The following is a 17233-nucleotide window of genomic DNA, read 5'->3' as shown; positions in this document are numbered from 1 at the left end:
GGGGATCACATGAACAACGTGCACGACGTCGATCCACTCTGGACAGTAGAGGACGTCTCTGCCTACCTCGGCGTTCCCGTCGGGACGCTGTACCAGTGGCGCAGCAAGGGTTACGGCCCTGCTGGCCGTCGCATGGGCCGATACGTGCGGTACCGCCCTGAGGACGTCCGGGCGTGGGTTGATCAGTTGGCCGTCGAGGTGGCCTGATGCCTCGGCCTCAACTGGAGATCGGAACGTACGGGGAGATCCGGTATTCGCCTGTTCCGGGCGGGTACCGGGCTCGTGCGTTGTTCCGCGACTTCGACGGCAAGACGCGGGAGGTGGAGCGGACCGGGAAGACGAAGGGCAAGGCTGCGCAGCGACTCAAGGACGTGTTCCGCGAATGGACCGGGTCGACGACTGGCGAGATCACCCGGGAGACGCACCTGAAGGTGCTGGCTGAAGTCTGGATGGACCAGGTGCGGCAGGACGTCGAGGACGGCAAGAAGTCGCCGACCACCGAGACCGCGTACGAATCGGTCTTGAACGCTCACGTCGTGCCGGGCCTCGGGGAGCTGCGGATACGAGAAGCCACCGTGATGCGGCTGGATCGCTTCCTTGGGACTATTCAGCTCAACGTCGGAGCGTCGACGGCGAAGACGGCGCGGACCGTCCTTTCGGGAATGCTCGGGCTGGCGGCTCGGTACGACGCGATCGACGGCAACCCGACTCGGGACACCCGGCGCATCCCGACTGCGAAGAAGAAGCCTCGCGCTCTGGACGCGGACGAGCGCGCCGGGTGGCTGGCGCGGCTGGAGGCGAATGAGAAGGCCGTTCGCTGGGACCTGCCCGACTTGTCCCGGTTCATGATGGCGACCGGCGTCCGGGTCGGTGAAGCGCTCGCGACGTACTGGGAGGACGTCGACCTGGTGGCGGGCACCGTCGACATCACGCACACCGTGGTTCGGATCAAGGGCAAAGGGCTGCTCCGCAAGCCTCGCCCGAAGAGCGAGTCGAGCAAACGCGCGCTCCCGCTCCCTACCTGGGCCGTGGAGCTGCTGACGAAGCGGGCGGCGGCAACCGGCCCCATCTTCCCCAGCACGACGGGCGGGATGCGCGACCCGAACAACGTCCTGCGGGTCATCCGGGAAATCCGCGGTGGTGACCACTTCCTCTGGGTCACCTCGCACACGTTCCGGAAGACGACGGCGACCGCGCTGGACGACGCGGGGGTGCCGACGAGGCTGATCGCGGACCAACTCGGCCACTCGCGGGTGTCGATGACGCAGGACAACTACCTGGAGCGGAAGACGGTCGACCCGGCCACGGCGAAGGCCCTGGAAGGGCTCTTGGATAAACCCGTCCGACTCCAAAACCGGGGATAAACCGGGGAGATGATCTTGAGCCGGGATAGCCACAACGCGTGGACCAGGCGAAAGAGTGGGCCGCCTGGGGCTCGAACCCAGAACCTACGGATTAAAAGTCCGCAGCTCTACCAATTGAGCTAACGGCCCGTGCGGCCGAGTCTAGTAGACCGCCGTCGACCACCAGGATGGCGGGGCCGCCGCCGGAGCGCCACGGAATTGTCGGGGGTCTCTGCCATGGTCGTGGGCATGGACACGATCCCCGACGAGAACTACGCGGCGAGCTGGGAGGGCGAGCGCCTGGAGCCGCCGCGCGTGGCGAGCGAGCGCGAGATCCTGACGTCCACGCTCGATTGGCATCGCCGCACCTTCGAGCTGAAGTGCCAGGGGCTGACGCCGGAGCAGATGGCCCAGCGGCCGATCGAGCCGTCGGGTTTGTCACTGCACGGGCTGCTCAGGCACCTCACGGGCGTCGAGCGCTGGTGGTTCCGCCTGCAGTTCGCGGGCGAGGACGTCCCGTTGCTCTATTACTCCGACGAGTGGCCCGAGCAGGACTTCGAGGATCTGGGCGGCGATGTCGAGGAGGCGTGGGCGGCGTGGCGTGCGGAGTGCGCGCGGGCGCGGGAGATCGTGGCGGCCTCGTCGCTCGACGACACGGGCACGGGTCGTCGCGACGGGAAGCCGTTCTCGTTGCGGTGGCTGCTGACCCATCACATCGCCGAGTACGCCCGCCACGCAGGCCACGCCGACTTGCTTCGCGAGCGCATCGACGGGAGGACAGGCCACTGAAACCTTGAAATGCGATGCTGGGCCGATGAACGCCGATCCCGATTCCGGCCTCCTGTCCCCGGTCCGCGCCGGCACGCCCGCCGAGGCGGCGACGGGTGATCTCGCCTGGTTGCGGGCCCTGTTGGACGCGGAAGCTGCGCTCGCCAGGGCGCAGGCCCGCACCGGGCTGATCCCGCAGGACGCCGCGGCGGCGATCACCGAGGCGGCCGCGGCCGCCGAGATCGACGTGGTCGCGTTGGCGAGGGCGGCCCGTGAGACGGCGAACCCGGTCGTGGGGCTGATCAAGGAGCTGACCGAGGCCGCCGGGACGGAGTACGTCCATCGCGGCTCCACCAGCCAGGACATCTTCGACACCGCGATGATGCTGGTCGCCTCGCGGACACGGGTGCTCCTCACCGCGGATCTCGAGTCGACGGCGGAGGCGCTGGCGGATCTCGCCCGCGCGCATCGCGACACGACCATGGCCGGGCGCACCCTCACCGCGCACGCGGTGCCGACGACGTTCGGGCTCAAGGCGGCGGGCTGGCGTCAGCTGACGCTCGACGCGCTCGACAGGTTGAACCGGGTCGTTCTGCCGGTCTCGCTCGGGGGCGCCGCGGGCACGAGGGCCGCGTATGCCGAGTACGCGCGCCTCGCCGACCTGCCCGACGGCTATCCGCAGCGCCTCCAGACAGCCTTCGCCGAGGAGACCGGGCTCGCCGAGACCGCGCTCCCCTGGCACACCCTCCGCACGCCGACGGCCGACCTCGCGGCCGCGCTCTCCTTCACCGCCGCCGCGCTCGGGAAGATCGCGGTCGACGTCCAGTTCCTGACGCGGACCGAGGTCGGGGAGGTCTCGGAGCCGGCGGGTGAGGGCCGTGGCGGGTCTTCGGCGATGCCGCACAAACGCAATCCGGTGCTCGCGACGCTGATCCGGTCGGCCGCGCTCCAGGTGCCGGTGCTGGCCACCGGCGTCACCCAGGCCCTGGTCTCCGAGGACGAACGGTCCGCGGGCGCGTGGCACGCCGAGTGGCAGCTGCTGCGCGAGTGCCTGCGCCTGACCGGCGGCGCCGCGCATACGGCGGCCGAGCTCGCCCGGGGTCTGGTCGTCGACGACGAACGCATGCGCGAGAACCTCGGCCTCACGCACGGCCAGATCGTCTCCGAGCGGCTTTCGACCGTGCTCGCCCCGCTGCTCGGCAAGAAACGGGCCAAGGAGGTTCTCGGGCAGGCGGCCAAGCTCGCCCTCGCACAGGACAAGGCCCTCGTCGAGGTTCTTTCCGGCCTGCCGGAGGTAACCGGAGTGCTTCCCGCCGAATCTTTGGCCGACCTGCTGGATCCCGCGCACTACACCGGCTCGGCCGGGGTGCTCGTCGACGCCGCGCTGGAGGCTCGCGAAGAAAAACCGAAAACTCCTTGAACCGGTCCTCAGCCGGCTCCGTGTAGGGGGTACAAGCTCACCGCGCCAAGCCGCGGAACCCCTACGAACAAGGAGAAATCCCATGCTTCGCAAGCGTTTCGTCGTCGCAGCGGCGTCCGCGGCCGCGGGCCTGGTGGTGCTGTCGGCCTGCTCCGGCGGCACCGAGGCGGCCGCGCCCGCCGTCGCTCCCGCCGCGGCGGTGGCCGGGGCGGGCGGGAACGCCCCCGCGGCCAAGGGCGAGACCAAGGTGGCCGTGGCCGAAGCCGGGAATCTCGGCCAGGTGCTCGTCGACAAGGACGGCTTCACCTTGTACCGCTTCGACAAGGACAGCGCGAAACCGCCGAAGTCCAATTGCGACGGTGACTGCGCGAAGGCCTGGCCGCCGGTGCTGGCCGAGGGTGAAGTCCAGATCGAAGGCGTGGATCAGGCCCTGGTCGGCGAAGTGACCCGTGCTGACGGACGCAAGCAGGTCACCGTGGGCGGATGGGCGCTTTACCGCTACGCCAAGGATGCCAAGGCGGGCGAAGCGAAGGGGCAGGGCGTCGGCAGCACCTGGTACGCCGCGAACGCCAAGGGCGGCAAAGCGGGCCAGGCCGCGAAGGAAGCTCCGGCCGAACAGAAGGACGGCGAAGCGAAGCTCGTCGCGAGCAACGTCGACGGCATCGGACCGGCCATTGTGGACCAGGACGGCTTCACCCTGTACATGTTCACCAAGGACAAGAAGAACAAGCAGCCGACCTGCAACGGTGACTGCGCGAAGGCCTGGCCGCCGGTACTCGCCGAGGGCGACGTCCAGCTCGAAGGCATCGACCAGAAGCTGCTCGGCAAGGTGAAGCGCGCGGACGGCACCATGCAGGTCACCGTCGGCGGGTGGGCCGTCTATCGCTACGCCAAGGACACGGAAGCCGGTCAGGCCAACGGTCACGGCGTCGGCGGCACCTGGTTCGTCATCGAGCCCGCGGGCTGCAAGAGCACCGCGCCGGTGAAGGACAAGGCCGCCCAGAGCGGGAACGCCGCCCCCAAGAAGGAGGAAGACGCTCCCGCCCAGGAGTCCGGCTACTGAGCGCTAGTGGGCGAGGCCCGGCGGTCGCTCTTCCCGAGCGGCGGTCGGGCCTTTTCCGTGCTTCGGCCGCCGCGAAGTGTCCGGAAGGGGTTCGACGGCCGTGGCGCTGTCGGCCCGGTCCGCGACCACGGTCTCTTCTTCGTCCTCCGGCAGCAGCACCTTGTGCCGTGCGGGCAGGAACGCGATCACCAGCCCGAGCGCGGCGAGGCCGAGATGCAGCCAGTTGTCCGGCCCGTTGAGGTTGAACGGGTTTCCGGCCTCTGAGACCGGGTTCGTCGAAACGGTGCCCACGATCATGAGCCCCCAGACGAACAGCGCCCCGAAGGCGGCGAACGTCAGGAAACCGAAGACCCGGGACCGCCCCGACCCGAAGGTCAGCAGCAGACCGATCGCGCCCAGTACGACGAAACCGAGGTTGTAGAGCGGGTTCACCGAGAATCCCAGCACGGTCGCGTCGCTGCGGCCTGCGAAGTCGGCGAACCCGGTCCTGGTGAAGCCCACGATCCCGAACACCAGGAACGCCAGGCTCGACAGCCCGGCGAGGACCTGCGCGGGCTGAAGCCCCGCCGTCCGGATACGAGCGCGTTGTGCACGTGCCATTGCTCCGCCTCCCAGAGTTGGCGACCTGATTTCACGCTGGGCCCCGGATACCCCGCTGCCCTTCCGGACAAACAGCGTCGGGCCGAACGGGCTACCCGTGAACACGAACGGGTGACACTGGCAACAGGTCATGTGGGCAAGGTGAGCGGAGTCTTCCTCCTGGTGGGGCTGTGCCTGGGCGCCATCCTCGCGATGGTCCTGATCCCGCCGTCGCGACCCGGTCCGGTGGCGGTCGCGGAGGCGGCGCCGAGCACCACGGCACCGGCCGTCGAAGCCGAACCGGAGGATCCGGTCGTGTCACCGACGCCCTCGTCGTCGGCCGCGCCGGACCCACCGCCGAAGTCCGTCGACAGCCAGGCGCTCGCGGACCTCGTCCCCGGCGGGCAGGTCAGCGTGGTCGTCTACGACCGCACCGCCAAGAAGAACACCGTTTCCCTCAAGGCGGACCGGTCCTACACCTCGGCGTCGCTCGTGAAACTCCTCATCGCGCTGGAAGCGCTTCAGGCGGGCACACCGCCGAGCACCGTGCAGCGGATGCTGTCGGTCAGCGACGACGACATCGCCAGCAGGCTGTGGACGGCCCTCGGCGGTCCCCTCATCGTCACCCGGTGGGCGAACAAGATCGGTCTCGCCGGTACGCGTCCACCCGAGGATCCCGGCCGCTGGGGTGACACCCGGATCACCGCCGCGGACGTCGTGAAGATCTACCGCTACCTGCTCGACCAGGCGGGCGCCGGGCCGCGCACGACGATCATGCGGGCGTTGAGCGGCGCGACGGAGAACGGCTCCGACGGGGTCCGGCAGTACTTCGGCATCCCGGACGCCGTCGGTTCCCTTCCCTGGTCGATCAAACAGGGCTGGGCGTGCTGCCGCGGCTCGCGGATCCTGCACAGCTCGGGCGCGGTCGGCGAGGACGACCGCTACCTCGTCGTCGTCCTGAGCTCACAGCCGTTGTCGACCACCTACGCAAGTGCGGGTAGACGAGTGACGGAGGTGGTCAAGGCACTGCTTCCCGCTATTGACGACATGTAAACAAGGTGGGACAGTGGCGATACGTCGCTCTTCGGGAGGTCGCCATGAGCACCGAAGCCCGCCTGCCCGCCGTGACCCCGCTCGGCCCGGATTCCGTTGCCTGGCAGGTGGTCGGCGACCGGAGACTGCTGCTCGGCGCGGGAACGGCGTTGCTGTTGCAGGTCGCGCATCCGGTGGTCGGCGCCGGCGTCCACGACCATTCGAACTACACCCAGGATCCGTGGGGTCGCCTCGACCGGACCATCGATTCCTTGCTGAGCCAGGTTTTCGGCGGCAGGGAAGCGGTCGCGGAGGCCGAGCGGCTCCGCGAGCTGCACAAGGCGATCAAGGGCGTCGACCACCACGGCGAGCGCTATCACGCGCTGAATCCCGAGGCGTACTGGTGGGTGCACGGCTCGACGTTCTGGACGACCGTCCGCATGCACGAGGTCTTCGTCCATCCGTTGTCCGACACGGAAAAGCGCCGGTTCTACGCGGAATGGCGGCGCGTCGGCCTGCTGCTCGGCCTCCGTGAGCATCACATGCCGGAGGATCTCGAAGGATTCGAGGCCTACTTCGACGACGTCGTCGCGAACCGGCTCGAAGACAACCACACGGTCCGGGAACTGCTCCTTTCGATCACCATGCGCGACACGCCACCGCCCCCGTGGTGGTTCTTGCCGGAAGCCCTGTGGCGCCCCGTCCGGCCGGCGGGCGGGAACGTGCTGACGCTGTGCGCGATCGGCCTGCTCCCGGAGACCTTGCGCGATCGCTTGAGTCTCAAGTGGACAGACGGCGACGAACGTCGTCTCCGGCGCCTCGGAACGCTCACGAGGGTGGCCGGGAAACGGGTTCCAGACCGGATCCGCTTGTACCCCAAGGCTTATCGCGCCAAGCTACTCGACGACGTCCACTAAGGCACCCTTGGCGCCGGTGTTGGGCAGGGGCCACGGCGCGACCCCGCCGTTGGTGATGATCTTCTTGTCCTGCGGCGCGCACGGCGGCACGGTCCGCGCGCCGATCCACGCCAGCACGTCGGGCACTTGTGCCTTGAAGGTGTTCATGTTGTGTCCGGCGTCCGGGATCCGCCACGACGAGAGGGTCGCGGGCGCGCGGACGGCCGCCTGGATCTGATCGATCGAGAAGCTCTCGAAGCTTTCCTTGTCCCCCGCGATCGCGAGGATGTCGACGGGCGACGGATGCTTCTGCAGGTTCACCGTGATCGTGTTCGCGTCGGCGATGTCCTGCCTGCCCTTGAACAGGTTCTCCGTCTCCGCGTCCACCGAAGCCTTGTAGTAGCCACTGACGCTCGCCGCCTGGCCGTACCACTGCGGGTGCCGGGTCACCAGGTTCATCGCGCAGTACCCGCCCGACGACCAGCCCGCCATCGTCCACGCCTTCCGCTGCGGGTTGGCGCCGAGTTTCTCGATCGCCCAGTCGCGGATGTCGGCGGTCAGGTAGGTGTCGTTGGCGGTGCCGTTGACCTCGTCGATGCATTCGGTGTCGTGGCCGACCTTCGGTTTCCCGGTCGGGTCCGGGATGATCACCAGGGTCGGCGGGAGCACGTGCTTCGCGATGGCCGCGTCGAGCCTGGCCGGCAGTTCGTACGGACCGGTGACCACTTCGGGTCCGGAGGGGTAGTTCGGGATCCACTCGATGACCGGGAACTTGAGCGACCGGAACGCGGGATCGTAGTACTGGGGCGGGAAGTACACCGAGACGTCGCGGGTGAGGCCGGTGCGCTTGCCGGTCACCGTCATGTGCACGACGGAACCCTTGCCCTCCTTGGCCCGCATCGCCCCGGCGTCGCGCAGTTTGTCGAGGTCCGAACCGTTCTGCCCGGCGACGGCGTCGACGCTCTCTCCCGAGTACACGCCCGTGCCGAACAGGGCGCCGACCGTCGGGAAGAACCCGCCGATCATGTTGCCGCCCATCCCGGTGCTGACCACGATCAGCACCACCGCGACGAGGATCGTGCCGCTGCGGCCGACCACCTTGCGGCGCCAGCGTTCCCAGAAGAACGGGACGGCGATGATCGCGAGCAGCGTCAGCACCAGGACGATGACGAGGTTCAGTGTCGAATCGAGCCGGATGGCACTCAGTCCCAGTCCCATGGCGATCGTGTCCCTCTCCGGCCGCGGCACGCCCCCGCACCGCATTCCCACAACTGGATCAAGAGACGTGCGACCACCGGAAAGTGTTGTCCAGGGTGACGCGTGTCACCCTGGACAAACCAGGTTCCTGACTACTCAGACTCGAGAGCTGTGCGCAGCACGCCGATCGCCTGCTTGATCGCGGCTTCCGCGGCATGCGTGCCGCGCAACGTGTTGAGCATGACGAAGTCGTGGACGATGCCCTGGTACCGCACGGCCGTCACCGGCACACCGGCCTGACGCAGCTTCGCGGCGTACGCCTCGCCTTCGTCGCGCAGGACGTCGGCCTCCGCGGTGATCACCAGCGCGGGCGGGAGCCCGGCCAGCTCGTCGAGGCTCGCCCGCAGCGGCGACGCGGTGATTTCCGCGCGCTGCGCCGGATCGGTCGTGTACTGGTCCCAGAACCACTTCATGCCGTCGAGGGCGAGGAAGTAGCCCTCGGCGAACCGCTGGTAGGACTCGGTCTCGAAGCTCGCGTCGGTGACCGGGTAGAAGAGCACCTGCTGACGGAAGGCGACGTCGCCGCGCTGCTTGGCGAGCAAGGTGAGCGCCGCGGTCATGTTCCCGCCGACGGAGTCTCCGGCGATCGCGATCTTCGTGCCGTCCAGCCCGTTTTCGGCGCCGTGCTCGGCGACCCACTTCGCCACGGCGTAGTTCTGCTCGATGGCGACCGGATAGCGCGCCTCCGGCGAGCGGTCGTATTCGGGGAAGACGACGGCCGCGCCCGCGCCGACGGCGAGTTCGCGGACCAGGCGCTCGTGGGTGTGGAAGTTCCCGAAGACCCAGCCTGCGCCGTGGATGTAGACGATCACCGGCAGCGGCCCGGTCACGCCTTGCGGCCGCACGATGCGGACCTCGACGCCGTCCACGTGCGTGGTCTCGACGTCCGCGGCGGGCAGCTCGACGTCGCCGCCCTGGACCTCGTCGACGGCCTTGCGTCCTTCCTCCGGCGGCAGCTGGAAGAGGAACGGCGGCGTGGCGGTGGCCTCGACGAAGGCCTGCGCGGCCGGTTCGAGGGCCAGGTTGTGCGGGTTGGCGGTCATTTCTGCCTCCTGGGTTCCGAAGTCGATACGGCAAAGGTAGCTCGCAACTCAGTTGTGCACAACTAAAATGTACTCAAGGAGATTTAGCCCACTCAAGTGGCGATCTGCGGCATGATCGACGCACCATGGGGACGAGGAGGACCGATGCCCACGGACAACACCGGCTCGCTGTGCCTGGACGATCAGCTGTGCTTCGGGCTCTACGCGGCATCGCGGGCCGTGACCGCGCTTTATCGCGTGGTGCTCGACGATCTGGGCCTGACCTATCCGCAGTATCTGGTGATGCTCGCGCTCTGGGAGGAGGACGAGCGGCTGGTCAAGGAGCTCGGCACCGTGCTGAACCTCGACTCCGGCACGCTGTCCCCGCTGCTCAAGCGGCTGGAGAAGTCCGGACTGGTCCAGCGCGTCCGGCAGGCCGACGACGAGCGGTCCGTGCGCATCAGCCTGACCGGGGACGGCGCCGCGCTCAGGGAACGCGCGAGCGGGATCCCGAAGATCATCGGCGACGCGATGGGGCTCGACGCGGCCGGTCTCGCCCGCACCCGCGCGGAGCTCGATCGCTTGACCGAATCCGTCAACGCCTACCGCGAGGCCTACGTCCCGGCCGGTTAGCATGGGATTTCCGGCGCGGACAAAGGGATGACGATGATCGATCACGACGCGGCGCTCAAGGCCGTCGAGAACAGCTTGGACCGGCCGTCCGCGGCCCGCGTCTACGACTACTTCATCGGCGGCGACACGCACTACGCCATCGACCGCAACTTCGCCGAAAAGGTGCGTGAGCGCCTGCCGCTCATGGGCGACTACTGCAAGACCAGCAGGCAGTTCCTCGGCCGGGCCGTGCGGCACTGCGCCGAACAGGGCATCAAGCAGTTCGTCGACATCGGCTCCGGGCTGCCGACCGCGGGCAACGTGCACGAGGTCGCCGACGAGGCGCGGCCGCAGGAGGACACGCACGTCCTCTACATCGACAACGAGCCGATCGCGCTCGCGCATTCGACACTGCTGCTCGCCGACACCGCCGACCCGGACCGCCACCACGCGATCGCGGCGGATCTGTTCGATCCCGAGGACCTCTGGGCCCGGGTGATGGACTCCGGCATCATCGACGTCCGCGAGCCGATCGCGCTGGTGATCAACGCGGTCATGCACTTCATCAAGGACGAGCAGGACCCGGACGGGCTGCTGGACTTCTACCGCGACCGGCTCGCGCCGGGTTCGCTGCTGGTGCTCTCGCAGATGACCAACGAGAACCCGGCCAACGACGAGGAACGGCAAGCACTGCTGGACATCCTCGAGTACTACGAGACCACGACGAACCCCGGTTTCCTGCGCACCATGGACGAGTTCCGGCGCTTCTTCGGCGGCTGGCCTCTGCTGGAGCCGGGCCTGGTCTACGCGCCGGCGTGGCACCCGGACGAGAAGACGATCTTCGCCGCTTCGCCGTCGGAGTCGCGCGTCATCGGGGGTATCGCCCGCAAGCCGTGACCCTGTAAGTACGTGAAGGCCCCCTTCATTGCGTTAGGCGCATCGAAGGGGGCCTTCACGCGCTTTGTGACGCGCGTCGCCTTGCCGTGCAACTAGGTGCATATGAAACTAGGTGCATGGCACTGGAGCACGCGATCCTGGTCTCCCTGTCCGAGCGGTCCGGCTCGGGCTACGAGCTGACGCGCCGCTTCGAGAAGTCCATCGGGCTGTGGTGGAGCGCCACCCACCAGCAGATCTACCGCGTCCTCAAGCGAATGGAGGACGCGGGCTGGGTCACCGTCGACCAGGTCGCGCAGTCCGGGAAACCCGACAAGAAGGTGTACACCGTCGGCGACGCGGGGCGGACCGAGCTCGCCCGCTGGCTCGCCGAACCCGATCCGTCGGCCACCGCCAGGGAGCTCGCCGTGAAGATCCGCGGCGCGACCCTCGGCGATCCGGCCGCCGTCGCCGCCGAGGTCACCCGGCATCGCGACGCGCACGCGGCACAGCTCGACGCGTACCTGCTGATCGAGAAGCGCGACTTCCCCGACCCCAGCGTCCTCAGTGGACAGTCGTTGCACCAGTTCCTCGTGCTGCGCGGAGGAATCCGAACCGAACAAGGCCACGTCGAGTGGCTCGAGGAAGTACTCCGGGCATTCCACCACGATGCGTAAGGACCAGCGATGAGCCCGTACCCGAACCTGCTGTCCCCCCTCGATCTCGGCTTCACCACCCTGCGCAACAGGGTGATCATGGGCTCGATGCACACCGGCCTCGAGGACAAGGAAGCACACTTCCCGCAACTGGCCGAGTACTACGCCGAACGCGCCCGCGGCGGCGTCGGGCTGATCGTCACCGGTGGCTTCGCGCCGAACCGGACGGGCTGGCTCCTGCCGCTGGCGTCGAAGCTGTCGACGCGCGCGGAAGCCAAGGCGCACAAGCAACTCACCGATCCGGTGCACGAGGCGGGCGGCAAGATCGCGCTCCAGATCCTGCACGCCGGCCGGTATTCCTATCACCCGCTGAGCGTTTCCGCGTCCGGCATCAAGGCGCCGATCAACCCCTTCAAACCGCGGGCCCTTTCCGGATACGGTGTGCTGCGCCAGATCCGCGCGTTCGCCGATTGTGCCTTCCTGGCCAAGGAAGCGGGTTACGACGGCGTCGAAATCATGGGCTCGGAGGGTTATTTCATCAACCAGTTCCTCGCCGAGCGGACCAACAAACGCACCGACAAATGGGGCGGCAGCGCGGAAAACCGGCGGCGGATCGCGGTCGAGATCGTGCGCCGCACGCGGGAAGCGGTTGGCGAGGACTTCATCATCATCTATCGGTTGTCCATGTTGGACCTCGTCGAGGGCGGGCAAAGCTGGGAAGACGTCGTCGCTTTGGCCAAGGAGGTCGAAGAGGCGGGCGCGACGATCATCAACACCGGTATCGGCTGGCACGAGGCGCGGGTGCCGACGATCGTGACGTCCGTGCCGCGCGCGGCCTTCACCTGGGTGACCGGGAAGCTCAAGCCGCACGTCGGGATCCCGGTGGTCACGTCGAACCGGATCAACATGCCCGAGGTCGCCGAGGAGGCGCTGGCGAGCGGCGACGCCGACCTGGTGTCGATGGCGCGGCCGTTCCTCGCCGACCCGGAGTGGATCCGCAAGGCCGAGACCGGGCGCGAGGACGAGATCAACACCTGCATCGCGTGCAACCAGGCCTGCCTCGATCACGCTTTCAAGCGGAAGCTGGTGTCCTGCATGGTGAATCCCCGCGCGGGCCACGAGACCACGCTGACGCTTTCGCCCACCCGCAAGACCAAACGCGTCGCCGTCGTCGGCGCCGGTCCTGCCGGGCTCGCGGCCGCGACCGGCCTCGCCGAACGCGGGCACGCGGTCGAACTCTTCGAAGCCGACGACGAGATCGGCGGCCAGTTCGGGATCGCGCGCAAGATCCCGGGCAAGGAAGAGTTCGCGGAGACCATCCGGTACTACACGCGGCGACTGGAGGTCACCGGTGTCAAGGTGCGTCTCGGCACGCGCGTCGCCGCCGCCGACCTGATCGACGCCGGGTTCGACGAGGTCGTGCTGGCCACCGGCGTGAAACCGCGGGTGCCGTCGCTCCCCGGCATCGACCACCCCAAGGTTCTGTCCTATGTGGACGTCGTCCGGCACGGGAAACCGGTGGGCGGCAAGGTCGCCGTGATCGGCGCGGGCGGGATCGGCGTGGACGTCAGCGAGTTCCTGACGCACGCCACCTCCCCCGCGCTCGATCTGGACGCGTGGATGGCCGAATGGGGCGTCACCGATCCCGAGCGGGCCGCGGGCGGGCTGACCGAGCGGAAGGTCGAGCCGTCACCACGGCAGGTGTTCCTCCTGCAGCGCAAGAAGTCCGGGATCGGCGCGGGGCTGGGCAAGACCAGCGGCTGGGTCCACCGGGCCGCGCTGAAGGCCAAACGCGTCGAGCAGCTCACCGGGGTCGCCTACGAGCGTATCGACGACGACGGCCTGCACATCACCGTCGGTGACAAGCCGCGTGTGCTCGACGTCGACACCGTCGTCGTCTGCGCGGGACAGGAGCCGGTGCGCGACCTCGTCGACGACCTACGGGCGGCCGGATTGCCGGTGCACCTGATCGGCGGCGCGGACGTCGCGGCCGAACTGGACGCCAAACGGGCGATCGATCAGGGAACCCGCCTGGCCGCCGCTCTCTGAATTTCCGGCGGTGAACCCGCGTTCGCGATCGACGTCGACAGGGCGCTCCCTGATCAACCACCCTCACGAAGGTGGACAGGGCGCCCTGCCGCCGCGATAGCGAGGCCTTCGGCCAGGGCGGGTTCACGCGTCGTGTGCGTTGGACATGCGGCTCCAGCTCCGCCCACAAGCTCTGACGAGTGGCCACCTAGATGGCAGGATGAGCCTTGTGCGGGACGTATGCGTGATCGGGCTCGGGTTGATCGGTGGTTCGCTGCTGCGCGCGGCGCATTCGATCGGCCGCACCACGTTCGGGGCGACGACCTCCGAAGCTGACGCGGACGCCGCCAGCAGAGCGGGTTTCGACGTCACCACGCAGGTCGAAGCGGCGCTGAGCAAGGCGGCTGAGCGGGACGCGATGATCGTGCTCGCGGTGCCGCTGCCCGCGGTCGAAGAGGTGCTTCGTACCGTTTCGCGGGTCGCCGGGCATTGCGTGCTCACCGACGTGACCAGCGTGAAGGGGCCGGTGCTCGACTCGGTCCGGCGCCGCGCGCCGTACGCGAAGTTCGTCGGCGGGCATCCGATGGCCGGGACGGCGAACTCCGGCTGGAAGGCGAGCAATCCGGCGTTGTTCGGCGGCGCGGCGTGGGTGCTGGGCGTCGAACACGACACCGATCTGACCGCGTGGGCGGAGGTCGCCCAGCTCGTGTTGGACGTCGGCGCGCACGTCGTGCCGCTGCCCGCGGACTCGCACGACGAGACGGTCGCGCGGATCTCGCATCTGCCGCATATCTTCGCGGCCATCCTGGCCACGATCGGCGCGCAGGGCGGGCCGCTGGCGATGTCGCTGGCCGCCGGGTCCTATACGGACGGCACGCGGGTGGCCGGGTCGAGCCCGGCGCTGGTGCGGGCGATGACCGAGGGCAACCGGGACGCGCTGCTGCCGATCGTCGACGAGGCGCTCGGGCGGCTGGGCGCCGCGCGGGGTTCGCTGGCGTCGACAGGTGGTCTCGCGGTGACGGTCAACGCGGGTCACGAGGGCGCGCAAGCGTTTGCGGCCAGCAAGGACGCGGAACGCGCGGGGGTGCGGGTCAGCCTGAGCGCCCCGGACGCGCGCGACGGCCTGATCGCGCTCGGCGAGCGCGGCGGCCGGATCACGGCCATCGAGGGTGACACCGCGATCGGCGAGGTCTCCTGACGCGTTTCGTCCTCTGAATGCGGTCCTTGCGTGTGCAAGTACCGCGTTCAGAGGACGAAATGCGGGAGGGGGTTACTGGCCCTGCGGCGGGTTCTGGGGCTGGGGGTTGTCGGGGGTGTCGTCGAACTTGTTGATGAACCCCTTCGCCTTCTCGACACCCGAGTCGATCTGGGAGTCGTGACCGGAGAACTTCGACTTGGCGAAGTCGGCCGCCTTGTCCAGGCCGCCCTCGATCTTGTCGTTGTGCTCGCGGAGAGCGTCGGTGGCCTTGTTCTTCAATTCATCGAAGTTGATGCCCATGGCCACATCGTCACACAGGTACGAGTGAACACGCCTCGACGATCACCCGTCATGGGGACGCTCAGAACGGCCGGTCGCCCGCGATGGCGACGCGTTCGGCCACCCGCGCGTACGGGTGGTAGTCGTTGACGGCGTAATGCTGGGTGGCGCGGTTGTCCCAGAAGGCCACCGAACCCGGCCGCCAGGCGAAGCGCACCTGGAACTCCGGGATATGCGCCCGACTGAACAGGTACCGCAGGAGCCTGTCGCTCTCGTCGCGGTCGATGCCGACGATGTGCGTCGTGAAGGCCTGGTTCACGAAGAGGGTGCGGCGTCCGGTCTCCGGATGCGTGCGGACGACCGGATGCTCGACCGGCGGGAACGCGTCTTGGTGGCACAGCAGGAGTTCCGGATCGGAGAAGCGGTCGAAGCCGGGGATGAAGTCGTGCACCGCGGTCAACCCGTCGACGCGTTCGCGGACGTCTTCGGGCAGGTTGTCGTAGGCGGCGGCCATGTCGGCCCACATCGTGTCGCCGCCCACCGGCGGGACCTCGATCAGCCGCAGGACCGAACCGAGCGCCGGCGCGGGCCGGAACGTGACGTCCACGTGCCAGATGTTCTCGAACGCGGGCATGGTGGCGGACCGGGCGAACCGCGTGGTGTCCTCGGTCTCCCCCGTCGGGATGAACGGGTTCGTCTCCAGTTCGCCCCAGTTGGCGGCGAACGCGCGCTGGTGCGCCGAAGTGATGTCCTGATCGCGGAAGAACAGCACCTTCCACTCCAGCAGCGCGCGGTTCAGCTCGGCGTGGAGCTCCGGCGTCAGCGGCCGGGCGAGGTCGACGCCGCCGATCTCGGCGCCGATCACCCTTCCCAGCGGGCGTAGCGGGAAAAGTTCGTACGGGCGCTCCTCGGCACCTTCCGGCAAGCGCCGCAGCAGGCGCGGCCCTTCGAGGATTCCGCCGTCGGGGACGGTCGCGGGGCGGAGACGGACACGGTCGGGCAGTTCGATGGACATGGGGGCTCCCTTGATTCACCGTCGGACGACTTGGCGAGATGAGGAGCTACGCGGGCGGAGAGCCCAAACGTCCACGGCGCAGGAACAGCGCGACGGCACCTTCGCCCACCGAGCGGATCGGCGAGGACTCCAGGATGGCGGACACGTGGCCATCGTGGGCGTGTTTTGGCATGCGGTCAATACCGTCCACGGGCCGGGACGGTCATCGTCTCCGCTCGGAGGGGAAGCTGCCCGACCACGTGTTCCGGTGCTCGCGTGGCCGCAGTGCCTCGGCCAGCACCCACTGCGAATGCGTCGTGCCGCCCCGGCCGACCGGGCCGAGCTGGAAGGTGACCCAGCCGACCCAATGCCCCGTCGTCGTGGCCCGCCACATCCCCAGCAGTCCGGGGACGGTGGCGGTCAGGTCCAGGCCGTCGGGCAGGCGGGTCTTCACCGCGCCGACGGGGTACACCAGCGTGAGATCGACCCAAACGGGCTGGTTGGGCCGGACCATGTGCAGGTGACGCGGCCCCGGCGGCAGCGTGTCACCAGTGTCGAGCATGCGTCGATTATGCGTGAAAACTCGAACATTAGTTCGAGATGATGCTCACCCATCCCCCGTTCGGGTGGGGTGGTCAGAAGTTGATGTACCGCTCGAGCCGTAGCGGCGTCGCCCGGTCTTCGAGGTGGACGTCGGCCGTGAGGTTGAACATCCCCCAGCCCGCGGTCCTCAACGCGAAGTCCGTCTTCCGGTCCGTGACGATCCGGTTCGGCTCGTAGAAGGTCGGATGGAGGTGGTAGACGACCTTGGTGACGCGGTCGAGATCGCGGTCGTCGTCTCCCACGAGGAAGGCGTGGATGCCGTGGTACTGGTAGTTGCCCCGGTCCAGCTGCTTCTCCCGGCGCGCCGTGTGGACGAGGTGGATCGTGTTGGCCCTGGTCGTGTCCGGCCGGGGTTCGGCCGACGCGGACGCCGCGTCCAGCAACGGCTGCGCGCCGGGTTCCGGTTCGGGGCCGGAGGGAGTCTGCGGCGAGGCGGGTCCGAGCCTGACCCCCGAGGCGCCGGCCTCGAAGGAAGCGCCCTGGCTCACCCGGCTCGTGATCGTGTCGGCGAGCCGGTGGAGCGACGACCGGAACTTGATCACCAGGCCCACGATGAGCACCGGCCAGATCAGGCTTTGGATCAGCGGTATCCAGTCCTTCATCGAGCCCC

19 protein-coding genes and 1 tRNA gene are annotated in these 17233 nt (G+C 68.5%); 12 read left to right on the top strand and 8 right to left on the bottom strand.

Annotated elements, in window-relative coordinates:
- Positions 1–9: 9 nt before the first annotated feature.
- Complete coding sequence (locus AVR91_RS23700) at positions 10–207, top strand: helix-turn-helix transcriptional regulator (protein ID WP_063277239.1); 198 nt, start codon at positions 10–12, stop codon at positions 205–207.
- Positions 207–1364, top strand: coding sequence for a tyrosine-type recombinase/integrase (locus AVR91_RS23695; protein WP_063277240.1), 1158 nt, complete (start codon positions 207–209; stop codon positions 1362–1364). Before AVR91_RS23700 ends, AVR91_RS23695 begins: the two co-directional genes overlap by 1 nt.
- Positions 1365–1420: 56 nt before the next feature.
- Here the strand turns inward: AVR91_RS23695 and AVR91_RS23690 are convergent.
- Positions 1421–1493 (bottom strand) — tRNA-Lys (locus tag AVR91_RS23690).
- A gap of 99 nt (positions 1494–1592) precedes the next feature.
- Here AVR91_RS23690 and AVR91_RS23685 point away from each other — a divergent pair.
- The 3 genes from AVR91_RS23685 (at position 1593) to AVR91_RS23675 (ending at position 4594) form a co-directional block, all read left to right on the top strand.
- Positions 1593–2132 (top strand): DinB family protein, encoded by a 540-nt coding sequence (locus AVR91_RS23685; RefSeq protein ID WP_063277335.1) that lies wholly within the window; start codon positions 1593–1595, stop codon positions 2130–2132.
- A 25-nt stretch (positions 2133–2157) separates the two neighbouring features.
- Positions 2158–3531 carry a 3-carboxy-cis,cis-muconate cycloisomerase gene (gene pcaB, locus AVR91_RS23680; RefSeq protein WP_063277241.1) on the top strand — a complete coding sequence of 458 codons (1374 nt, stop codon included), beginning with the start codon at positions 2158–2160 and terminating at the stop codon, positions 3529–3531.
- 82 nt (positions 3532–3613) lie between these two features.
- A complete protein-coding gene (locus tag AVR91_RS23675) occupies positions 3614–4594 on the top strand; it encodes an SCO0930 family lipoprotein (RefSeq protein WP_063277242.1) in 981 nt (326 codons plus the stop codon).
- A gap of 3 nt (positions 4595–4597) precedes the next feature.
- Here the strand turns inward: AVR91_RS23675 and AVR91_RS23670 are convergent, their stop codons facing one another.
- Positions 4598–5194 (bottom strand): DUF4383 domain-containing protein, encoded by a 597-nt coding sequence (locus AVR91_RS23670; RefSeq protein WP_063277243.1) that lies wholly within the window; start codon positions 5192–5194, stop codon positions 4598–4600.
- Positions 5195–5326: 132 nt separating this feature from the next.
- Between AVR91_RS23670 and AVR91_RS23665 the strand changes: the two genes are divergently transcribed.
- Both AVR91_RS23665 and AVR91_RS23660 read left to right on the top strand, forming a co-directional pair.
- Positions 5327–6226: a serine hydrolase gene (locus AVR91_RS23665; RefSeq protein ID WP_063277244.1), complete on the top strand. Its 900-nt coding sequence runs from the start codon at positions 5327–5329 to the stop codon at positions 6224–6226.
- A 44-nt stretch (positions 6227–6270) separates the two neighbouring features.
- Entirely contained in the window at positions 6271–7122 is an 852-nt protein-coding gene (locus AVR91_RS23660; protein ID WP_063277245.1) for an oxygenase MpaB family protein, read from the top strand.
- On the opposite strand, the gene AVR91_RS23655 is transcribed toward AVR91_RS23660, so the two are convergent.
- Both AVR91_RS23655 and AVR91_RS23650 read right to left on the bottom strand, forming a co-directional pair.
- Positions 7102–8319: an alpha/beta hydrolase gene (locus tag AVR91_RS23655; protein ID WP_063277246.1), complete on the bottom strand. Its 1218-nt coding sequence runs from the start codon at positions 8317–8319 to the stop codon at positions 7102–7104. The two genes, AVR91_RS23660 and AVR91_RS23655, sit on opposite strands and share 21 nt — an antisense overlap.
- 131 nt (positions 8320–8450) lie before the next feature.
- The gene (locus AVR91_RS23650) at positions 8451–9401 is read right to left on the bottom strand and encodes an alpha/beta hydrolase (RefSeq protein ID WP_063277247.1); all 951 of its coding nucleotides are present in this window, start codon (positions 9399–9401) and stop codon (positions 8451–8453) included.
- Between the two features lie 144 nt (positions 9402–9545).
- On the opposite strand from AVR91_RS23650, the gene AVR91_RS23645 reads away from it, so the two are divergent.
- From AVR91_RS23645 to AVR91_RS23625, 5 genes are all read left to right on the top strand, one after another.
- The gene (locus AVR91_RS23645; protein WP_037333227.1) at positions 9546–10013 is read left to right on the top strand and encodes a MarR family winged helix-turn-helix transcriptional regulator; all 468 of its coding nucleotides are present in this window, start codon (positions 9546–9548) and stop codon (positions 10011–10013) included.
- Between the two features lie 27 nt (positions 10014–10040).
- Positions 10041–10889: an SAM-dependent methyltransferase gene (locus AVR91_RS23640; protein WP_172843546.1), complete on the top strand. Its 849-nt coding sequence runs from the start codon at positions 10041–10043 to the stop codon at positions 10887–10889.
- A gap of 116 nt (positions 10890–11005) precedes the next feature.
- Positions 11006–11542 carry a PadR family transcriptional regulator gene (locus AVR91_RS23635; protein WP_063277248.1) on the top strand — a complete coding sequence of 179 codons (537 nt, stop codon included), beginning with the start codon at positions 11006–11008 and terminating at the stop codon, positions 11540–11542.
- A 9-nt stretch (positions 11543–11551) separates the two neighbouring features.
- A complete protein-coding gene (locus AVR91_RS23630; protein ID WP_063277249.1) occupies positions 11552–13570 on the top strand; it encodes an NADPH-dependent 2,4-dienoyl-CoA reductase in 2019 nt (672 codons plus the stop codon).
- 199 nt (positions 13571–13769) lie between these two features.
- Positions 13770–14747, top strand: a complete 978-nt coding sequence (locus AVR91_RS23625) for a prephenate dehydrogenase (protein ID WP_267284131.1) — start codon at positions 13770–13772, stop codon at positions 14745–14747.
- Between the two features lie 72 nt (positions 14748–14819).
- Here the strand turns inward: AVR91_RS23625 and AVR91_RS23620 are convergent, their stop codons facing one another.
- The 4 genes from AVR91_RS23620 to AVR91_RS23605 form a co-directional block, all read right to left on the bottom strand.
- Positions 14820–15047, bottom strand: coding sequence for an antitoxin (locus AVR91_RS23620; RefSeq protein ID WP_016330787.1), 228 nt, complete (start codon positions 15045–15047; stop codon positions 14820–14822).
- A gap of 61 nt (positions 15048–15108) precedes the next feature.
- Positions 15109–16041 (bottom strand): TauD/TfdA dioxygenase family protein, encoded by a 933-nt coding sequence (locus AVR91_RS23615; RefSeq protein WP_063277251.1) that lies wholly within the window; start codon positions 16039–16041, stop codon positions 15109–15111.
- Positions 16042–16243: 202 nt separating this feature from the next.
- On the bottom strand, positions 16244–16582 hold the full coding sequence (locus tag AVR91_RS23610) for a hypothetical protein (protein ID WP_037333240.1): 339 nt from the start codon (positions 16580–16582) through the stop codon (positions 16244–16246).
- A gap of 73 nt (positions 16583–16655) precedes the next feature.
- Positions 16656–17225 (bottom strand): pYEATS domain-containing protein, encoded by a 570-nt coding sequence (locus AVR91_RS23605; protein WP_063277252.1) that lies wholly within the window; start codon positions 17223–17225, stop codon positions 16656–16658.
- Positions 17226–17233: the final 8 nt, after the last annotated feature.

The sequence above is a fragment of the Amycolatopsis keratiniphila subsp. keratiniphila genome (assembly GCF_001620365.2).
GTDB lineage: Bacteria > Actinomycetota > Actinomycetes > Mycobacteriales > Pseudonocardiaceae > Amycolatopsis > Amycolatopsis keratiniphila.
Note: the sequence above shows the minus strand (reverse complement) of the source record. Positions and strands in the feature narration are given on the sequence as shown.

Coding starts and splice junctions, on each gene's coding strand:
- AVR91_RS23655 (WP_063277246.1), bottom strand. CDS start 8,319: ATGGGACTGGGACTGAGTGCCATCCGGCTCGATTCGACACTGAACCTC.
- AVR91_RS23700 (WP_063277239.1), top strand. CDS start 10: ATGAACAACGTGCACGACGTCGATCCACTCTGGACAGTAGAGGACGTC.
- AVR91_RS23685 (WP_063277335.1), top strand. CDS start 1,593: ATGGACACGATCCCCGACGAGAACTACGCGGCGAGCTGGGAGGGCGAG.
- AVR91_RS23695 (WP_063277240.1), top strand. CDS start 207: ATGCCTCGGCCTCAACTGGAGATCGGAACGTACGGGGAGATCCGGTAT.
- AVR91_RS23645 (WP_037333227.1), top strand. CDS start 9,546: ATGCCCACGGACAACACCGGCTCGCTGTGCCTGGACGATCAGCTGTGC.
- AVR91_RS23615 (WP_063277251.1), bottom strand. CDS start 16,041: ATGTCCATCGAACTGCCCGACCGTGTCCGTCTCCGCCCCGCGACCGTC.
- AVR91_RS23640 (WP_172843546.1), top strand. CDS start 10,041: ATGACGATGATCGATCACGACGCGGCGCTCAAGGCCGTCGAGAACAGC.
- AVR91_RS23605 (WP_063277252.1), bottom strand. CDS start 17,225: ATGAAGGACTGGATACCGCTGATCCAAAGCCTGATCTGGCCGGTGCTC.
- AVR91_RS23635 (WP_063277248.1), top strand. CDS start 11,006: ATGGCACTGGAGCACGCGATCCTGGTCTCCCTGTCCGAGCGGTCCGGC.
- AVR91_RS23625 (WP_267284131.1), top strand. CDS start 13,770: ATGAGCCTTGTGCGGGACGTATGCGTGATCGGGCTCGGGTTGATCGGT.
- AVR91_RS23610 (WP_037333240.1), bottom strand. CDS start 16,582: ATGCTCGACACTGGTGACACGCTGCCGCCGGGGCCGCGTCACCTGCAC.
- AVR91_RS23620 (WP_016330787.1), bottom strand. CDS start 15,047: ATGGGCATCAACTTCGATGAATTGAAGAACAAGGCCACCGACGCTCTC.
- pcaB (WP_063277241.1), top strand. CDS start 2,158: ATGAACGCCGATCCCGATTCCGGCCTCCTGTCCCCGGTCCGCGCCGGC.
- AVR91_RS23660 (WP_063277245.1), top strand. CDS start 6,271: ATGAGCACCGAAGCCCGCCTGCCCGCCGTGACCCCGCTCGGCCCGGAT.
- AVR91_RS23670 (WP_063277243.1), bottom strand. CDS start 5,194: ATGGCACGTGCACAACGCGCTCGTATCCGGACGGCGGGGCTTCAGCCC.
- AVR91_RS23650 (WP_063277247.1), bottom strand. CDS start 9,401: ATGACCGCCAACCCGCACAACCTGGCCCTCGAACCGGCCGCGCAGGCC.
- AVR91_RS23675 (WP_063277242.1), top strand. CDS start 3,614: ATGCTTCGCAAGCGTTTCGTCGTCGCAGCGGCGTCCGCGGCCGCGGGC.
- AVR91_RS23630 (WP_063277249.1), top strand. CDS start 11,552: ATGAGCCCGTACCCGAACCTGCTGTCCCCCCTCGATCTCGGCTTCACC.